Below are 18,652 nucleotides of genomic sequence, written 5' to 3' on the forward strand. Positions count from 1 at the left end.
AAAATCCCAGTGATAAATACTTTTATCACTGGGATTTTTATGCATAACCATAGGTATACAAAGCATACAGATATTCTCTGGATACTTTAGAATCACATGATAAAGGTATTCTTAAACTGGGTACAAAAAACTAAGCCCTCCTAAAAAAGGACATCTAATTATTTGTTCCCGCTATCAAATTGACAGTTTATTTAAGAATACCTTGCCGCATATTTATTAACTCCTTTTAAATAGTCACTTAAATAATAGCACGTAAGAGCATATTTGTAAAGGAATCTCCAATTTTTTATCAAAAAGAGTACATGATTACAAAGTATCTGTAATCATGTACCAATATTTGTTATTTTACAATCTTCCAATTACTCCCGTTCTTTTCAAGTACCAAATCAAATTGAGATACCTGCGTTGCTTTGGTCTGCTGGTCGATATACTCCACTGTCAGCGATACCGTGACTTGATTATCCTTACGATTGTGAATAGGATTTACCAGTTCTTGAAAGATGTACTCTTTTCCGATTGGTTTTAATATCCCGTCATTCACATAGTAGGAAAGTTCACTGGCTGTCGCTGTAGGATAGAGCTTGAAGAACGTCGTTAAAAACTCATTGATTTCATTGGTTGTAATGGAATCAACCGTCCCCTCACTTTCAATGGCTTTTGGTTTATAACTTGATTTCTTAGGTATGTTGGTAATGGTCGGATTCTTAACCAGTACCATATTTCCAGAACCATCTACATAGACACTCACTATATAAGCAGAGTGGACGGTCTTTGTATTTTCTCCCTCTGTAATGAGCTGGTCTACACTGTAGGTTACATTAAACTCATTGTCGCCAGTTGGCTCTACCGTCCATATCTGAAATCCTCTTACAGAAGACGATACAGGAATATCTTTGCGTACTGTATCAACATTGAGAGCTTGAAGTTCATCTGTCAGATAGCCTTTTAGACTTTCCATTCGATTATCAATGGACTTATCGGATTGCTCCCATGAATAGTAGACTTTCGCAAAGTTCTCTACAAAATTTTCTACATGATGAGTATCAACGTATTCCTTTTCTATGATAGTTGTTTCGTGAATAGTATGAGTATCTATAGCTGTAAAGTGCTTGAATATCGCAAAGCTGAAACTAAGCCCTAAAAGTACCCACAAGGCAATCACAACCTTTTTATGAGGATTGACCTTATAGTAGACACGAGGTTTCTTTTCCTTTGGTATCTGTTTTTCTTTATTCTGATTTTTTCTAAATTTCATCATTAAATCTTCCTTTCTCATTGTTTGATTCGTCCTGCTCCCACTAAATGCTGTTGCCAGTAGGGGCTTGTTAAGTCGGCATAACCGATTGGGTCGCCTGCATGAAACATACGGTTATTGCCAAGGTATATCCCAACATGAGTAATATAAGAGCCAGCGTTATAGGTAGAATGAAAGAAAACCAAATCGCCAGCTTGTGCTTCCGATAGTGGGATATGCTGGGTCACATCATATTGCTGTTGTGCGGTTCGTGGTAAGTTAATTCCAGCTTTTCCATACGTCCATTGTGTCAGTCCGCTACAATCAAAAGAAGTAGTCGGGGAAGCTCCACCGTAAACGTATCGCCAGCCCTCATATTTCAGTGCTTCGTCCATGATGGCTTGTACCGTATCATCATCAAACTCTGTTGTGACAAGATACTGCGTTACCAGTTGCACATAAAACATATTGCCATAGTTGTATCGCCAGCCCCCATTGATAGGTATGGCTATGGGATTGGGGTAAGACACTTTTTCGCCACCTGAATACTCTTTTGAGAAACTTTGAGCCAGTTCAAAGGTATATTTATTTCCACGATTAGCCACATACCCTAAGAAACCACCACCATAATTGTAGGACTGGATAACCGATTCTAAATCTACACTGAGCCTTTCGCTACTGGCTAATAATTCACTGAAATACTTCACACCTTGCTTAATGGATTCTTCTGTACTCAATGAATTAGGTGGAAGACCGAGGGATTCCGAGGACTGCATAACATCTTCCGCAGTACCGCCCGATTCCACCTGTATAATCGCAAGAAGTATGTTGACATATTCTTCAACGCCATATTCTTTGGCATATTTTTCTACCATAGGCTTATGAGCCAGCACTTCTGCGGAAACATTCACACCTCCATAATGAATATTGGAAATTCCGCTGTCCTGTTCATCTGAAAATAAAATGGCAACAAACAGAAGCAGTGAGAAGACCATCAAGAATAATCCAGAACCACCAATCACTAAAGTTTTCAACTTCATGGTTTCTTACCGACTTTCTTAATGGTGGCGGTTTTGATTGGTGGTCTACTTCTTGTATTTTGTAGTGGTACTCTTTGAACAGTAGACGGACGTTCTTTTGTGATTGGACGTTGTGAAGTTCTATCTGCTGTAGTGGTTGAAGTTGCTGGCTTTTGAACGGTTTTTTCTTGAACGGTATTGCCTTGGCGTTCCACTTTTGGACTTGAAAAATCGGACTTAACTGCTGGACGCTCTTGTTTGGCTTGTTGAGATTCCTTATATGAAGTCTGAATATTAGACTGTTTTGAGGTCTGTTCATCATGATATTGTTCTTGTCTTGTAGTCGGTCTTTCATGAACAGAAGAAGCAGGCTGTTTTTTCTGTTTGACCTGTTCCATTTCAGAGCGACGCTTCGCAATGGTTTTTCGCCTTTGTTCCTGCTGTTCCTTGCGTCCACTGGCTCTGTCCGCTTTGGTTTGAGAAATACTACTGGTTAAATCACGGACATTCTCTTTTACTTTGGATTTTCCTTGATATACTGCATATCTTGCATTGGTCGGCAAATCTTTAACCTGTTCTTTCAAACCACTAGCAGTGTCTACCATTCTGTCTTTGGTATCAGCTACTGTACCGATGGTTTGACCGATACGTTTTCCAAGTGTTGATTTTTCCTTTCCGTCTGGTCGGGAGTGATCTGCTTGTGTCCTTGCAGAACTCCCCGAACCCGACTGTCCTTTTTTACCTGTAACAATGGCAGACCCAGCCCCTAGAGTAGTCATGGAACGTCCAAGTTTCCGCTGTAGACGGTGCATGTGAGCGTGCATAAGCATACGAGGTTTTCTCATCACACGACTTCCCACACTTTGAGAATCGTTACTCTGTAGAGAAAACATACTCATTAAATCGCCCAGCTTGAAGTAGATTCCTGCAAAGGTCACAATCTGTAGAAAAGCAATCAAAAAGAACGGATAACCAGCCGATAAGGTATAGAGCATGGTTGAAATACTAAATGCTGTCGTAATAATCAATGTGATTCCAGCTCGTGTCAAAATGGTATTAAAGAGCTTTGTTATGGCTCGTTTTGACATACCATCAAATGATGGAATCATGCTTAAAATAAAGCTCACAGGCAGAAACATAGCATAGATGATAAAAAGTACCTGCGAGAAAATCATGATTCCTGTTAATAGGAATACAAATATGGAAATCCCAATATTGAAGACAAATAGGAAGAAGACTGTACCTAAACGGTTAATGGTCTTTGTAATGGTTAGATTGGTATTGCTTCTGTCTTCAATTTCTTCCGCAACAATTTTTTCTCTGTCTTCGCCATTGTTGGAATCTGGGCTGGTGGAGAGCAGGCTTTCCACACGGTCAATACCGATACTTTCAATGTCTGAACTGTTGTATTGAAGCAGTAGCCACGGTTGCTGAACCTGTATGGAAAACAGGCTATCTCTGATTAAGTCCACGCTGTCCTTGCCTTGACTATCGGAATGGGGCATGACAATCTTCGTGCCAAGTGATAAACTGGCATTACTGATGTCTGATGAAAAGTCATTGATTTTTTTAATGTAGTCGGGAGCGTAGGCAATAAAGGAAGCCGATAGGATAAACACCAGCACAAAATTCATAATGGCATGAATTGCCTTTGTGGTTTCTCTCTTTATCAGTCCCGTATAGGCAACATAAACCCCAAGAACCAAAATCAAGTGTAAGAGGAATCCAACATAGAAACCCTCTGTTGAAAATCCGTTTGCACTCACACCAGCTAAGGTCTGCATATTCTTACCAATGGAATCTGCTGTAGCGGAAATGAAGTCTAAGGAATAGGCTTCCTGTACTAAGTAACCTGTCGCATTGGAAACATACAAACTGATTGTCCAAATAAAATTGGTAATGGCATATAGTCCATACATGACCTGTTTTCCAATCCCGTCCGACCAGTTCCACGGAAGCCAGCCCCAGCTATTATCCACATAAAAATCCAGTTGATAGTTTTCAAGTGGGTATCGGCTGTATTCATTTGCCACATTGACCGTATCATCTACCAAGCCCGCAGCTTGAACCACCGTTCCCAGCATGGCTAAAAGAAAAATGGCAATCACAAGTGTGAAAGCCACTGTCATTGCCACTTTACCTAGACGTTTCAGCGTCCAGTTTGATTTTATTCTGTTTACTATTGATGGTTTCACATTTACACCTCTTTTCGCACAGGTGGTCTGGTATCAAAGGCATGGAGCAGTTCTTCAAATACAGGGTGGAACTGTATCACACCGACACGACCATATAAATCACTGATAAGGCATTGCCCGTTTTCCAAATCACGCAATCGCTTCTGATTGTTTTCGTCCTCTGGGTCTACACCAAAAAAGGCTAAGGTCTTTTTAATCTCGTTAAGGTCAGTGGAACGAAATGCAAATTTTAAGCCGAGGTTATTTTTCAGTTTTTCATCTAAGAGGTCGTCTGTATTTTGGGTCACGAAATATACCCCAGCGTTCATAGCACGACCAGCCCGAACCAGCTTCATAGATAGTGTTTTTCCTTGTGCTACCTGTAAAAAGCTCCACGCTTCGTCTAAGTCAACAATTTTAAAAATGCTTCTGTCTGTATGGATAAAGTCTAACGCAAAGGTACTAATGACAATCAGCATTGCCACCGATAGTAACTCCATTGTGGTATATTCCTCAAAGGAGGTTTCTTTATCGGGAAGTACCAAGTCGGCAACCTGTATGATGTTCAGTTGTTTTTCAAGACTGATAGACTGCTCCACATATCCATCACTAAAGAGCAGATGTGCAAAGTCATAGTCTGTAAAACTTTCGATATGGTCGGCTATGCTGGTGCTTATTTGAGTTCCCTCAACCCGTAATTCCTCAATCACTTTCAGAAGACCTCGCACTTCACTATTAGTTACAGCACGAATGGCTTTTCGTAGAACAGGGAAACGGTCAGAATCTCGTGATGAAATCCCCGTAAGGAACGTCAAAATGTCGATTGCCAGTGATTCAGAATCTTTGGGATTTTTCATAATCACGTAAGGGTCAAGTAAGCCTTTATTTTTCTCATCAGAAGTCAGATTGACAATATTAATTTCGTGAGCGATTTCTGGCAAGGTTTCTTTCCATCTGCCACGTTCCGCTTTCGGGTCAACAATCACTGCTTGTGCCCCATAAAGCACTGCATAATAGACGATAAGGTTATTCGCAAAGGATTTTCCACCGCCTAGCGAACCTACAAAGGCAGACGCTAATGCATTGGTTACTGAACCCTTAACCCCTTGACTGGCAAGAGCAGGTTTGAGGTAGACATTGCGTCCTGTATCTAAGCTATAGCCAACATAAATACCCTCATTTTCGCCAAGCATTTGAGTAGCACCGAAACCAAGTCCAGCTAAGAAATCAGAGGTTACATACTGAATATAGTCATTCATATAACGCTTGCTTGATGGTAAAAATTCTTCATGTAAGCCCAGCATATCTCCAAATGGTCGTACCAACTTGACACTTAAATCGTCATAAAAATCTTTCACTTCATTACAACGACGTTTCAATTCGTCCAAGTCATTTGCGGAAACACGCACCACATAAGAGAGCTTATACATGGATTCCTTGCTTTGGTCTAAATTATTTTCCAGCTCATTGACACTTTCCAGAGCTTCCGCCACATTAGAGCTGGTTTCGTTATCACTTTGCCATGCGTGGTTATCTAGGTCTTTTAGTTCTTTCTTTTTATTACGAACGGTGCTTAGTGCTTTACGGTTTGCCACGATTTCCACATTCATAGAAGTATCAATCGGGAATGTAAATTGCTGTTGCTGGTAGTAGAAGATTTCAGAGGACGGAAAGTCCAATTCGCCGACAATGCTGTTGATGGTAAAGTACGCCACATAGACGGTTTCGTCTTCCTGTTGAATTTTTAGGTATCGCTGTTTTTCTTCCACCAGACAACGGGTCGGTTTAATAAGGTCATAATATTTAATCAGCGTTTCATTATCCAGCTTCTTCTTTGATAGATGGTACTCATAATCTTCATAAGCTGTACCTGTCTGTCCATAAAGATGTTCAATCAGATAGCCGAAGTCGTCCTTATCCAGTCTACGGATTTTGAAACGACGAGAGATTTTATTTTCCAAGAGCTTTTCCATCTTCTGAAAACGCAGGATTTCATCATTACTCATGCTGACAAAATCGCCCATTAGCTTATGGTTCACATCATAGACAAAATCAGACAAAGCATTTTTGGCTTCAACGGTAAGACTTTTCATAGAAAACTCTTGATCGTTGAGAAGCAACTTAAAGCCGATAAAGAAGCGGTAGTCCACTTGATTTTCGCCAATCATGGATATTAAAGCGTCTGTCTGTTGGTCGATTTTGTCATAGGCAATTACTTTGAGTTTGCCAGTTACTTCCTCTTTGGAACGTTCTTGTGCAGAACGTATGCTGGATTCTGTACTGATTTGTAGAGCATGAATCTTGCCATCACGATTTTGTGCGATAAGCTGTCTGAAAGAATCATGCACTTGTATTTTCTGTTCTGGACTTAGGAATGAGTAATTGTAAGGAATAAGCTCATAATAGGCGTAACATTCGCCATCTTTATTCCAGACCAGATTATTTTCAATGTATTTAATTGGATATGCCATAAAATTCACTCCTAACTGTCGTAATGGCTTCTTGTGGCTGGTTTCTGCCAAGGGTTACTTTTTTCCCTGCATAGGTCAGCTTTGGTCGCAGTGCATAAGCAATGACAGACTTCAAAAATCCATAAGGCTTTTTACCATCAAAGGTTTTTGTAGACATAAACCATGTGAAAGCCACAGGAATTCCAAAATATTTGAGAAATGCTCCCTCAATCATGGAAAGAGGTGGCAAGTTGCCAAGTATCATAACCGCAAACAGTGACACGACAAACCACGTCATTTGCGTAAAGGTTATGGGAAACGGAAGTCTAAAATCGTTGATGGAGTACAGCACTTTCTCAACAGACCAAATACTGGTATAGCTTCGTATTTTCTTCATAGAATCAATCCTTTCAATAGACGATTTCAAAAATCCCATAATTGGTTGTGATAAAAGTTCCCGAAATTTCTAAATCACGACCATAGGATTCGTAATCAATATAGTTTTGAAGACTGGTTGGCACTTCGCCCAATACTCCAGTTTCTTCAATGTAGTAACGTGCGACATCTGCCATATCATCACAATCCGAGTGAATGATAATATCCTCTTGATGTTCGCTTAGTTCCTCAATACTTGAAAAATGAGTGAGCAGAGCAGATAGCTCGGATTGTAGTTCCTCTGGCAACTCCGATACCATTTCCCATAGGCGATTGAGTTCGCCAATAGAAGTGTATTCGTCAACCGTAAAGGGTAACTCATAATCGTGAATGGCGTATTCCTCGTATTCATCATTCAAGCCGATTTTCTCTTTGACTTCTTCAAAATCAATGGGAAAGGTAAACCAAGCACCGACTAATTCTCCTTCATTGTATTTACCTAAGTTGGCAATATAGACTTGCATATCGTCCATGTGTTCACGTCCTTTCTTTGTAGAGATTCAAAAATCCCTACCGCACTTCGTTTGGTGTACCATTCTTTTGCGGAACATAAGAAAACCACTTATATTCCACAAAATAACGGTTTAATTTAAGCACCGATAATGCGATTAAATAGCTCTAATAAAATGTCTTTTACTCCAGCAGCGTTGAACACCAAGCCCACCGCAATAATCGCAATGATGAGAAAGCCAATCAGTTTACTAAACTCACGCTTGAAGCCAAGATACAAGCCAATTACAACGATTGCTAAAAGTACCAGTGATTGAGCATTTGATAGAAACCAGTTATAAAGGTTTTGTCCAAAATTCATAAAAATGTTCTCCTTTCTGTATGCAGTGAATTTGTATTTAAGTTATTTTTTTGTCGTTATCACGTCCTGTTCTTTTACCGACTGTTGCTTTAAAATCTGCTTGTGTCGGTCTGTCAGTTTCGCATGGTCGAGAATGTCTTTCACAACCTGCGTCTGGTTAATTTCATCAAGTGTAATAGCAACCTTTAAGGTCGGGGCGACTTGATGAGATAGCCAGTTTAGTGTCCTTTGGAAAGAGTAAGGCTCTGGTTTTGTGGTTAGCTTTAATCGTTCACGATTGTTTCCAATAAACCATGCCCATTCTTCATTGAGTTTCCAATCGGAACGTGCTTTTGAATCGTCCTTATCCACAAAGCGGATATACCGATTGATAATCTTAAAAGCTGTATGCTCTGGATTATCATAGACAAGTAAATCACGTACTGCATAATAGGCACGCTCATTTTTTAGTCGGATTTCAAAACGGTTTTTAACCTCTGCGTCTTCAATGGGAATATCATTTTTCTTGTACTGCTCATAGTCCTTTTCATAGATACAGAAATAGACTTCGCTTTGTAATGAACCGATATAAAGCGTGTTTCCCATACATTCCTTTTCATCTTTGCGTACCAGTTCGCCACTGCGATAGCTCTTGAAACTGCGGAACACCGAAATACACTCTTCCTGTAGGCATTTTTCCGTCAGTGTGGGAATATTCAAAATCCCTGTTTTATCGTTGATGGCAAGGTCAAGGCGTTTCATCACGCCACCAGCCACCAAAGCGTCCATAAAGAACTCATACCAGCTTCTTTGTTGTGCTAGAAGATAGCTTTCAAATTGTCTGCACCCACGACCTTTTAATTCCACCAGAACACCTTTGTCTATCTCATGAGAGCAGAGAACGAATATATCGCCTAAGGCATAATGTTCTGAATAAGAATAAAAGCCATAGTCTTCATGAAGAAAATAGGAAAGTTTCAATTGCAATATTTCTTCAACCACATGCTGTACGTCCATTGTGGGAAAGCGAATCCTTACATAGTCAAAGAGCATTTCAAGTGGGGCATCGGGATTGAAGCGTTCCAGAGTTTCCCAAAGGGATTGTTGCAACTCGTCTGATGGCTTAACCTTGCCAGTTTCAATGTCGCTAAGATATTGCCTTGTAATGCCTGTAGCAATAGCCAGTCGGTTTTGAGATAGCCCATAAGCCAACCGTTTTTCCTTTAAATGCTGTATCAAAGTTTGTTCATTCAGTTAAATCCCTCCAATTAAAAAAGGTATGTCAACTATTGAAGCTCATTTGACATACCACGAAATTTTCTAAACTCCTTGTAACCAAAGAATTTTCTGCTATTTTTTTGACTGTTTCCTGTCGATTTGTACCCCCCTGTTAGATACGGGGGGTTAGGTGCTGGCGTGGCTATCGCCACACCAGCCAGCAAGATCAGTCCACACCTGCGACTTTCGCTTCGCACGTCGCCTGCGTGGACTGTCTGCTGTTGGTTAGTTTTTTTATTTCCTCCAAAAAGTCATGACCTTTTGGTACTAAGGGAGTGTAAAATTCTGATATGACACTTGTTCCCACATCAACATAGCCACGACCTTTGATTTGTTTTAAGAAGAAATCTTTTTGTACATCACTGCCAAACATCATGCCATAGCCCATTTCAGACATTCTTCCAAGTGCCACTCTGAAATTAAACTGGTCACGGATTCCGTCGCCTAAATATTTTGCGTCTGGACGTTGACAAGCCAGTATTAAAAAGAAGCCAGCTTGACGACCTAACATGACAATCTGTTTGAGCTTGTTTAAGACTGCGGTATTTTCTTTATTTCCCAGCATTTCCATGAAAGCCACGTATTCATCAAAGATAAGAAAGTTTGCAGGAAGTCCTAAGTAGGCATAGTTCTCGCCAGTCTTATAGTTTTCCATCTCTTTCATAGCTTCACTTCGTGCCATCATTTCATCATAGAAACGGTCAATGCAGGAGAGCATATCTTCTTTTCTGTAGTAGACATTCCCCATCACAGAGCCTAAGTCGGCAAGGTCGGCGTTCTTTGGGTCAAGAATATAGAGCTTAGAATCTGTATAAAGCAAGGCTTCAATCAGTGTCAGTATAAAGTAAGTTTTACCGCCACCTGTACCACCAGCTATGAGCATGTGAGGGAGCTTGTCATATTCCCACCATACGTTTTCCATCAAGCGTAGTTTGCCATCTTTGGCTTGGACTTCATCAATAGAAATACGACTGGCGATGGTGTCATAGAGCAGGGTATATTCCACATAAGAATCTTTTAACTCTTTATCCGTCAGCTCACAGTACAATCCGCTTTCTAATTTCTTTTCCAAGTGTAGGAGCTGGTCTTGATATTTTCCTAGCGTGATTTCCACTCGCATCTGTATTAAACCATCTTTAAGGCGATAAAATATTTTGGGAAAGTAGGTTATCTTTTCCTTAGTACGACTGGACGAATCTTTGAAGAAGCCATCTGTTTTGACCTGTTCCGATTCATACCACTTGTTTTCAAGTACCATCTTAGCCAGCTTTTGACGGTGGTACAGTTGTTTTACTGTATCATATCTATATCTTTTGAATAGAAATGCCACCAGCAAGCAGACAAGAATTGCGACACTAACACTAATAACTAAATAGGGAATGTGAATCTTGTCTACTTGTGATAGGTTAAAGTCCTGCCAGTTAATCTGCTGGATTGTCTTCACATGAAACAGTCCGATAACCAGCAGGAAAATTGGCAGTAAGGACGCTACTGTAAAATGAAAGACTAAATCCTTGTCACTTGGGCGAATCCTTTTACCACGAATGCCAAACTGTTTCATGCGGGATTTCCTCCTTTCTCTCTAGTGGAAGTAGCATGACTATTTATCCGTGGCTGGCTCTTTTTTAGGTTGTGGCTGATTTTTAAAGGTACTGGAATCTTTCGTCAATACAATATCGTCTGCCTTGATATACCAGTCAACATCTGCCCCTCGGAAGGTAGCGGTAGCGACGGTATCTGCAACTGGATTGATGATTTCCACTTTTGCGTTATAGTCAAACTCTTTCAAAGGAACACTGGCAGGAATACTCACTTGAATCATACGTCCTTGCCCTTTGGATTTTAAATCATAGGTACGTTCTTTGATTTCATCTGAAACCGTACCGTCGTCATTTTGGATTCGTACTTCACGACGGAGTGCTGAAAACTTTAATTCTCCAAATGTAGCGTCTTTATCTAATACAATGCCATTAGGTAATCTCATCATTTTTCCTCTCTTTCTTTATTCTTTTATCATGTCGTCCGCATGTAAAAGGTAATTTGTGAATCCACGAGTACCAATTTTATAGCCCTCTGCGGTAATACGTGGATTGACTAACATTACACGTTCCTCAAAGCCGAAATGTTTTTCTCCAGCTTCAGCAGGAAGCACCACCACAATATCATCTGCTCTTTGAACGTCAGAATAGAGGTTGTAGCTTCGAGATAAGACAGTTAATTGTCCGTTGATTCTTCGCTGTTCTACTTTATCCTCGCCAGCAAATTCTAAATTGCCAAATGTTTTTTCCATGTTGGGAATCACAAATTTAAGTTCCATATTTTTACCTATCCTTTCTTTTTATTGTTTGATAAATCTTGTTTGTTTGATGGTCTTAAAGGGAGGGGAGCGACCTTTTGATTCTTGATTTTCTGTTTTCATAAGTTCACTTCCTTTCAAATATTGGGTAAAAAAATAGACACCTCATTTTTTGAAGTGTCTACCTATTAAATATTCAATTTTATTGGAAGTATCTTTGTATCTTCACTTTTCAAGGATAAATCGTCGTATCAAAGCTCATTCATAAGTAGTAAATTAGTAGTAAATTGAGTGGTTTTGACCTTGATAAAGTGTGATAAGTCCAGTGTTTATGCGGATAATTAGATTTTTATACTGTTTTTGTAAAAAAAAAAGAATCAATGATCAATTGACTCTTTCCATTAAGAAATAGAATGATACATCTAGTATCTCTATCTTATTATCTTCTTTTGTAAAGCTTAACTCTTTAAATATAATCTTATAATTTAATCCATCTATACTTCCCTTATACGCTAAATCATTTTGGTTTATTATTGAGTTGTCTTTTTTTAATGCTATATATTTCTTAGCAATGTCATTTAAATTAATTTCCTTACTAACTTCGCTGCCTTTAGTTTTTTTTGTAATAATTATGCTGTTATTTTCACCATATATCTTTATATTATTGTCATCATACAAAGTTTCGCCATTATAGTAGTCTTTGGAAATAAAGCAATCATACCCAGTAGTATCTATTGCCTCATCATCTGAAATATTTGCAACTTCATAACAATTATTGTAAGCTTCTATATTTTCATTAAAACCAAAGGTCCTTTCAAAATTAGAATCATAGTTTCTGAGTAAATCTATATCTTTTGGCTCAAAGTAATCATTTAAATAATTAACTATGGAAATAATCTCTTTTTTATCATCATTAGAAATATTATTATTAGCCACAATTTTGCCGCCAACCAACATTTGATTTTTTATTAGTAGATTTTTAAGCCTTTTATTTTGCGAAATTGCACTAATATTATAAGCTGATACTGGTCCTATAGAGCTAATTAAAACAATTATAGAAAATAAAACTATAATTGTCATATTTGAACTGTTTTTAACGAAAATATAGTATAACATTGAAAGTAGAGAGAAAAATCCTAAAGCCACCACCAAGTATCTGTTTATTGTAAAACCATATTGATTTATTCTTATATATATTGAATAAAACATAAAAAGTATTAATGGTAAACTAAGTACAGGCTGAATTTTTTTAAAATTCTGACCTATATTTCCCCTTGTCTTGGCAGAAATAAATATAACAAATGTAGTAAATATAGAAAACCAAAGTACTAAATTTATAATTATTCCTTTTGGCAATGTCATAGTAAATACTATTTTAAAGAAATACGCATAAAGTATAAGTGTGTATAAATATATTAAAGGTATAAATATGTTGTTTACCAAGATATTAATTTCTTTTGAAACTTCATAATCATTAAATGACTTTTGAATAATTGGAAAATCACTTAAGAAAAAACCTAGATTCAATGGGATAAATACTATTAATTCCAATGAAAGTAAATGTTTATAATCCATATTTAAGTCAAACAATTTATTTAGACTTACAAAAAATATTAATAGCCCTATGCCTATTGTCATAGAATATATAATAGATGCAATAAGCTGAAAATTTACATTAAGTACATAAGGTATAAAGTCTTCAAAATAATTTAATTTTGAAATAAAAAATATAGATATTATTAAAAATGCCATACAACCTATATAAATATATAATGAATTGTATCTAAACTCTTTATTCAAATAAAATATGTTGAGATACATTCCAAAAATTGCGGGCAATGAGAGCAGATAAGATGACGCCTTCAAAAGGCTCACATTTTTAAATGAAAATTTATCTTTTTTACTGAAGATTATACCTTCAAGAAATAGTTTTATGTTTAGATATAAAGCTGTTGCAAAAATAAAGAAGAATCCAAGTTTTGCATTATTTTTTATTCCTTCATTTCTCTGTATAGACAATATGAAAAATACAGTTGAAATTATTGAAAATATCATAGGTAGTGGAAATCTTTCTATTGCTTTTCTGGAGCTTAAGAATTTTTCTTTTAGATGATAAAATGGTTTCATAAAACCTCCTACTGTAATAATAATTTAAAGAGTTTTTCAGTTCAAGAAATTTTTTAAATTGTAATCTCTCTTTTATTATTTTGTAATCATTCTGATTCTAATCCCCAGTCAAAAGATGTTTCAACAGCTTTATGCCATCTCTTTATCTTCTTTTTTCTTAAATCTTCTTCCATGTTTGGAGTAAATGTGGCACTAGATTCAGTTTTATTTTTCAAGTCATCTATATCTTTCCAAAATCCTACCGCTAGTCCCGCAAGATAACATGCACCTAGAGCTGTAGTTTCAGTTACCTTTGGTCTTTTTACTTCACATCCTAATATATCAGATTGAAATTGCATCAAGAAATTATTATTTGATGCTCCTCCATCAACTTTTAATAATTTAAGTCCATGCCCTAGATCTTCTTCCATTGCATGAAGAACATCATAGGATAGATACGCAATTGATTCCAAGGTTGCTCTAATCAAATGATACTTAGTTGTACCCCTTGTTATACCTACAACTGTTCCTCTTGCGTATTGGTTCCAATAGGGAGCTCCTAAGCTTGTGAAAGCTGGCACTACATAGCAATCTAATGTATCTTCAACTTTTCCAGCCATATATTCTGAATCTTCAGAAGAGTCAATGAGACGAAGTTTATCCCTTAACCATTGAATAGATGATCCAGCAACAAATATAGATCCTTCAAGCGCATAATTTACCTTTCCATCTATTGACCAAGCAATAGTGCTTAGTAGTCCATTCTTACTCCTTACAATTTTATCTCCTGTATTCATAAGCAAGAATGCTCCAGTTCCATATGTGTTCTTAGCTTCAGCTTCATCAATGCAGAGTTGTCCAAAAAGTGCAGACTGTTGATCTCCTATTGCAGCTGCAATCGGAATCTCTTGACCAAATATTTTTTCGTTGGTATAACCATATATTTCCATAGAATTTTTAACTTCTGGAAGAATATTCTTAGGAATATTTAAAAGTTCTAAGATATCATCGTCCCATTTCAATGTATTTATATTGAAAATCATCGTTCTAGATGCATTTGAGTAATCGGTAACATGCACTTTTTTATCGGTGAGCCTATATATTAAGTATGAATCGATAGTTCCAAACATTAGGTCTCCATCTTCTGCTAACTTCCTTGCACCTTCAACATTATCTAGAATCCATTTTATCTTCGTAGCTGAAAAATATGCATCTATAATAAGACCTGTCTTTTCCTTTATCATATCCTCATAGCCATTTGCTTTTAGTTCGTCACAATATGAAGAAGTTCTTCTACATTGCCAAACAATCGCATTATAAATTGGTTCTCCAGTCTTTTTATTCCATAAAACTGTAGTTTCCCTTTGGTTTGTTATACCTATTGAAGCTATTTCGTCTGCTGAAATTCCTGCCTTGTACATTGCCTCAATAGCTGTACCTAGTTGAGTTGACCATATTTCGTTGGCGTCGTGTTCTACATAACCAGGCTTTGGGAAATATTGAGTAAATTCTTTCTGTGCAGATGAGACAATTTCTCCATTCTTATCAAATATTATTGTTCTACTGCTGGTAGTACCAGCATCAAATGCCATTATATATTTTTTCATTTATTACCTCTAAAATACACATCCATCAGATAAAGACCACAAGCTGGAGCTGTCATGCCTGCAGAAATTCTTTCTTTTCTAACAAGAGCTTCTTTCGTTATTTCTGGGCTTTTATTTTTACTGGATATTTGAACAGAAGTTCCAACTATTATCCTCACCATGTTTTTTAAAAAACTCTTTCCATAAAAATCTATATTTATAACATCTCCAACCTTATTAACTTCTATCTTATGAATAATTCTAATAGTATCTTTTACCGTGGCATATCTTCCCATAAAAGATTTGAAGTCATGTTCTCCAACTAAATAAGAAAGAGATTTTTCTAAAATTTCCATGTCAATCTTATGTGGATACTGCCATGCACGATTTTCAAATAATGCATTCCTATATTTGTTGTTATAGATAATATAACGATAGAACTTTCCTTTAGCACTATAACGAGAATGGAAATTATCATCTACATATTTAGCTTCCACCACAGATATGTCTGTTGGTAGATGGTAGTTTATTACCTTTGGCAAGTTTCCAATATCAATCGTAGATTCAGTATAAAAATTTGCATACTGACCGAAAGCATGCACTCCACTATCAGTTCTTCCTGAATAAAAAAGTTTTACAGGATGCTTTACAGTGTTTTCAACGGCTTTAGTTAGCACTTTTTCAATGGTTCTACCTCTATCCTGCTTTTGAAATCCGTAGAAATTCGTTCCATCATAAGTTATTTTTATTCTTATATTCATAATTATCTCATTAAAATACTAGCAGCAATAATCGCTGAATAAAATATAAGTGAAATTATAAATAATAAAATATCAGAAGATTTAATTACAGCTTTATTTAATTTTGTTCTACCTTGACCACCATTATAGCATCTAGATTCCATAGCTGTCGCCAAATCATCGGCTCTCCTAAAAGAAGAAATAAATAATGGTACCAAAAGTGGAACTAAATTCTTAGCTCTATTTATAACATTTCCAGATTCAAAGTCCGCTCCTCTTGCCTTTTGAGCCTTCATTATCTTATCTGTTTCTTCGATAAGTGTCGGTATAAATCTAAGAGCTATAGTCATCATCATAGATATTTCATGAGCTGGAAGCCCAACAACTTTCATAGGTTTTAATAGAGATTCAATACCATCAGTTAGCTGTATTGGAGAAGTTGTAAGGGTAAGGATTGATGAACCCCAAACCAAGAGTACTATTCTTGTAGATGTAGTTGTAGCAAGCACTAGGGATTCTTTTGTCACTGTTATAAATAAAAAACTAAATAAAACAGTTCCACCTACAAAGAGTAAGTTAATTACAAATGTAATTAAAATAATCCATCTAAGAGGTCTTAACCCTTTAAATACAGTTTTAAACTTCAAACCACTAGCTATTGTAACTATGGTTAAGAAAATAATTTGCGGAATAAATAGGTAAAGATTCTTTACAAAGAATAATTGCACTATAAAAAACATTACAGATAGAATCTTTAATCTAGGATCATATCTATGAATTTTTGATTCTCCTGGATAGTATTGTCCCAAGTTTATATCTTTAAGCATTTTTACCTCCAAGTTTAGATAGTAAATCTTTTTTCAAAACATCAATATCCAGTGTTGGATCTACGTGTATTCCTTTTTTTTCAAGTTCCTTTATAATTTCTAGAACCATAGGAATTCTTAATCCTATTTTTTTAAGATCCTCAGCTTTTTCAAAAATCTTTAAAGTTTCATCATCAAAAGTAAGTTTACCATGATTCATTACTAACACTCTATTAGCAAACTTTGATATATCTTCCATTGAATGGGATACTAGAACTATTGTAATTCCCTCTTTATGGAGCTCGTTTATTTCACTTAATATTTCATCTCTACCATAAGGATCAAGTCCAGCAGTAGGTTCATCAAGGACTAATACTTTTGGTTTCATAGCAAGCACACCTGCTATAGCAACTCTTCTTTTTTGTCCTCCAGATATTTCAAAAGGACTTTTTTTTAGCATTCTTTCTTCAAGTCCTACGCATTTTACAGCATACATGACTCTTTCATCTATTTCTTCGCTTGATAAGCCTAAGTTTTTTGGACCGAAGGCAATATCTTTATATATGGTTTCTTCAAATAGTTGATATTCTGGATATTGAAACACTAAACCTACCTTTTCGCGAATCTTAATCATATTTGTTTTTTCTGCGAATAACTCTTCTCCATCCACAACAATTTTTCCGGAAGTAGCTTTTAAAAGTCCATTCAAATGTTGAACTAATGTCGATTTACCAGAACCTGTATGTCCGATTAATCCGACAAAATCTCCAGAATTTATGCTTAGATTAATGTTTGATAGGGCCTTTTTTTCATAAGGAGTTCCTACCGAATATATATGATTTAAATTTTCTATTTCAATAATTGCCATATTTCATCCACCAAATCATCAACATTTAAAACTTCTTCTATATTGATTCCATTAATCTTTAAAAAATGAGACACATCTGTAGCATGAGGGACATCGAGTCCAATCTTCTTCATCATCTCAACATCTTTAAATATCTCTAAAGGAGTACCTTCCTTTATTAGTTTTCCTTCTTCGACTAAAAATATTCTATCGGAAAGTTTTGCCTCTTCCATAAAATGGGTAATTAGAATTATTGTTTTTCCTTGTCTATTTAATTCAATAAGAGCATTCATTACTTCTTCTCTTCCACCTGGATCAAGCATAGCTGTGGGTTCGTCAAGAATAATATAATTAGGATGCATTGCAAGAATTCCAGCTATCGCAACCCTTTGTTTCTGTCCTCCAGAAAGAAGGTGCGGCGCAGACTTCCTATATTCATACATGCCAACAGATTTTAAGGCACTATCCACCCTTTCTCTTAGCTCAGGCATCTCAATTCCCAAATTTTCTGGTCCAAATGCTACATCTTCTTCAACTATTGTAGCTACGATTTGATTGTCAGGATTTTGAAAAACAACTCCAGCCTTTGACCTAATATTAAAAATATTGTCGTCTTCTTTAGTATCCATCCCATCTACTAATATCTGTCCATCAGTAGGAATAAATAGTCCGTTCATAAGTTTTGCAAGAGTTGATTTCCCTGATCCATTGTGTCCTAGAATAGAGACAAACTCCCCACTTTTTATATTTAAAGAAACATCTTTAAGAACATACTTACTGTCATCTTCATATTTGAAGCTTACATTTTTTACTTCTATCATTTTTCACCATTTTCATACTGGATAATTAAATAATATTATTTTAAAAAAGCCAAGTTCCCTTGGCTTAGTA

Annotated in this window: 18 protein-coding genes; all 18 read right to left on the bottom strand. The window is 36.6% G+C overall.

The features are described 5' to 3' along the window. Nucleotides 1-66, bottom strand: a 66-nt coding sequence (locus HMPREF9225_RS10115) for a tetracycline resistance protein (RefSeq protein WP_104659178.1), incomplete at its 3' end; no start/stop codon positions are given. Between the two features lie 274 nt (nt 67-340). Next, the gene (locus tag HMPREF9225_RS07375) at nt 341-1,258 is read right to left on the bottom strand and encodes a conjugal transfer protein (protein WP_000975336.1); all 918 of its coding nucleotides are present in this window, start codon (nt 1,256-1,258) and stop codon (nt 341-343) included. A 14-nt stretch (nt 1,259-1,272) separates the two neighbouring features. Then, nucleotides 1,273-2,274, bottom strand: coding sequence for a bifunctional lytic transglycosylase/C40 family peptidase (locus tag HMPREF9225_RS07380; RefSeq protein ID WP_000769868.1), 1,002 nt, complete (start codon nt 2,272-2,274; stop codon nt 1,273-1,275). Then, nucleotides 2,271-4,448, bottom strand: a complete 2,178-nt coding sequence (locus tag HMPREF9225_RS07385; RefSeq protein WP_008902317.1) for a CD3337/EF1877 family mobilome membrane protein — start codon at nt 4,446-4,448, stop codon at nt 2,271-2,273. The genes HMPREF9225_RS07380 and HMPREF9225_RS07385 overlap by 4 nt, the downstream gene beginning before the upstream one ends. 2 nt (nt 4,449-4,450) lie before the next feature. Further along, complete coding sequence (gene tcpF / locus HMPREF9225_RS07390) at nt 4,451-6,898, bottom strand: conjugal transfer ATPase TcpF (RefSeq protein WP_002368314.1); 2,448 nt, start codon at nt 6,896-6,898, stop codon at nt 4,451-4,453. Further along, nucleotides 6,882-7,274, bottom strand: coding sequence for a conjugal transfer protein (locus tag HMPREF9225_RS07395; RefSeq protein WP_025186755.1), 393 nt, complete (start codon nt 7,272-7,274; stop codon nt 6,882-6,884). Before HMPREF9225_RS07395 ends, tcpF begins: the two co-directional genes overlap by 17 nt. Nucleotides 7,275-7,287: 13 nt before the next feature. Next, nucleotides 7,288-7,785 (bottom strand): antirestriction protein ArdA, encoded by a 498-nt coding sequence (locus HMPREF9225_RS07400; protein ID WP_002368312.1) that lies wholly within the window; start codon nt 7,783-7,785, stop codon nt 7,288-7,290. Nucleotides 7,786-7,901: 116 nt separating this feature from the next. Beyond that, nucleotides 7,902-8,123 (bottom strand): hypothetical protein, encoded by a 222-nt coding sequence (locus HMPREF9225_RS07405; protein WP_001009056.1) that lies wholly within the window; start codon nt 8,121-8,123, stop codon nt 7,902-7,904. Nucleotides 8,124-8,165: 42 nt separating this feature from the next. Then, nucleotides 8,166-9,341, bottom strand: a complete 1,176-nt coding sequence (mobT, locus tag HMPREF9225_RS07410; protein ID WP_002390710.1) for a MobT family relaxase — start codon at nt 9,339-9,341, stop codon at nt 8,166-8,168. Nucleotides 9,342-9,546: 205 nt separating this feature from the next. Then, nucleotides 9,547-10,941 (bottom strand): FtsK/SpoIIIE domain-containing protein, encoded by a 1,395-nt coding sequence (locus HMPREF9225_RS07420; protein ID WP_002368310.1) that lies wholly within the window; start codon nt 10,939-10,941, stop codon nt 9,547-9,549. 39 nt (nt 10,942-10,980) lie between these two features. Next, nucleotides 10,981-11,367 carry a YdcP family protein gene (locus HMPREF9225_RS07425; RefSeq protein ID WP_000985040.1) on the bottom strand — a complete coding sequence of 129 codons (387 nt, stop codon included), beginning with the start codon at nt 11,365-11,367 and terminating at the stop codon, nt 10,981-10,983. 15 nt (nt 11,368-11,382) lie between these two features. Continuing rightward, on the bottom strand, nt 11,383-11,697 hold the full coding sequence (locus HMPREF9225_RS07430) for a YdcP family protein (protein WP_000420681.1): 315 nt from the start codon (nt 11,695-11,697) through the stop codon (nt 11,383-11,385). A 363-nt stretch (nt 11,698-12,060) separates the two neighbouring features. Continuing rightward, nucleotides 12,061-13,803 carry a DUF4153 domain-containing protein gene (locus tag HMPREF9225_RS07435; protein ID WP_008902318.1) on the bottom strand — a complete coding sequence of 581 codons (1,743 nt, stop codon included), beginning with the start codon at nt 13,801-13,803 and terminating at the stop codon, nt 12,061-12,063. 86 nt (nt 13,804-13,889) lie between these two features. Next, on the bottom strand, nt 13,890-15,389 hold the full coding sequence (gene glpK / locus HMPREF9225_RS07440) for a glycerol kinase GlpK (RefSeq protein WP_008902319.1): 1,500 nt from the start codon (nt 15,387-15,389) through the stop codon (nt 13,890-13,892). Then, a complete protein-coding gene (gene truA / locus HMPREF9225_RS07445; RefSeq protein ID WP_008902320.1) occupies nt 15,386-16,129 on the bottom strand; it encodes a tRNA pseudouridine(38-40) synthase TruA in 744 nt (247 codons plus the stop codon). Before truA ends, glpK begins: the two co-directional genes overlap by 4 nt. Nucleotides 16,130-16,131: 2 nt before the next feature. Continuing rightward, on the bottom strand, nt 16,132-16,935 hold the full coding sequence (locus HMPREF9225_RS07450) for an energy-coupling factor transporter transmembrane component T family protein (protein WP_008902321.1): 804 nt from the start codon (nt 16,933-16,935) through the stop codon (nt 16,132-16,134). Next, nucleotides 16,928-17,782 (bottom strand): energy-coupling factor transporter ATPase, encoded by an 855-nt coding sequence (locus HMPREF9225_RS07455; protein ID WP_008902322.1) that lies wholly within the window; start codon nt 17,780-17,782, stop codon nt 16,928-16,930. Before HMPREF9225_RS07455 ends, HMPREF9225_RS07450 begins: the two co-directional genes overlap by 8 nt. Beyond that, nucleotides 17,764-18,582 carry an energy-coupling factor transporter ATPase gene (locus tag HMPREF9225_RS07460; RefSeq protein ID WP_008902323.1) on the bottom strand — a complete coding sequence of 273 codons (819 nt, stop codon included), beginning with the start codon at nt 18,580-18,582 and terminating at the stop codon, nt 17,764-17,766. Before HMPREF9225_RS07460 ends, HMPREF9225_RS07455 begins: the two co-directional genes overlap by 19 nt. Nucleotides 18,583-18,652: the final 70 nt, after the last annotated feature.

Origin of the sequence: Peptoniphilus duerdenii ATCC BAA-1640 (genome assembly GCF_000146345.1) — a bacterium.
GTDB classification, from domain to species: Bacteria; Bacillota; Clostridia; order Tissierellales; family Peptoniphilaceae; genus Peptoniphilus_B; species Peptoniphilus_B duerdenii.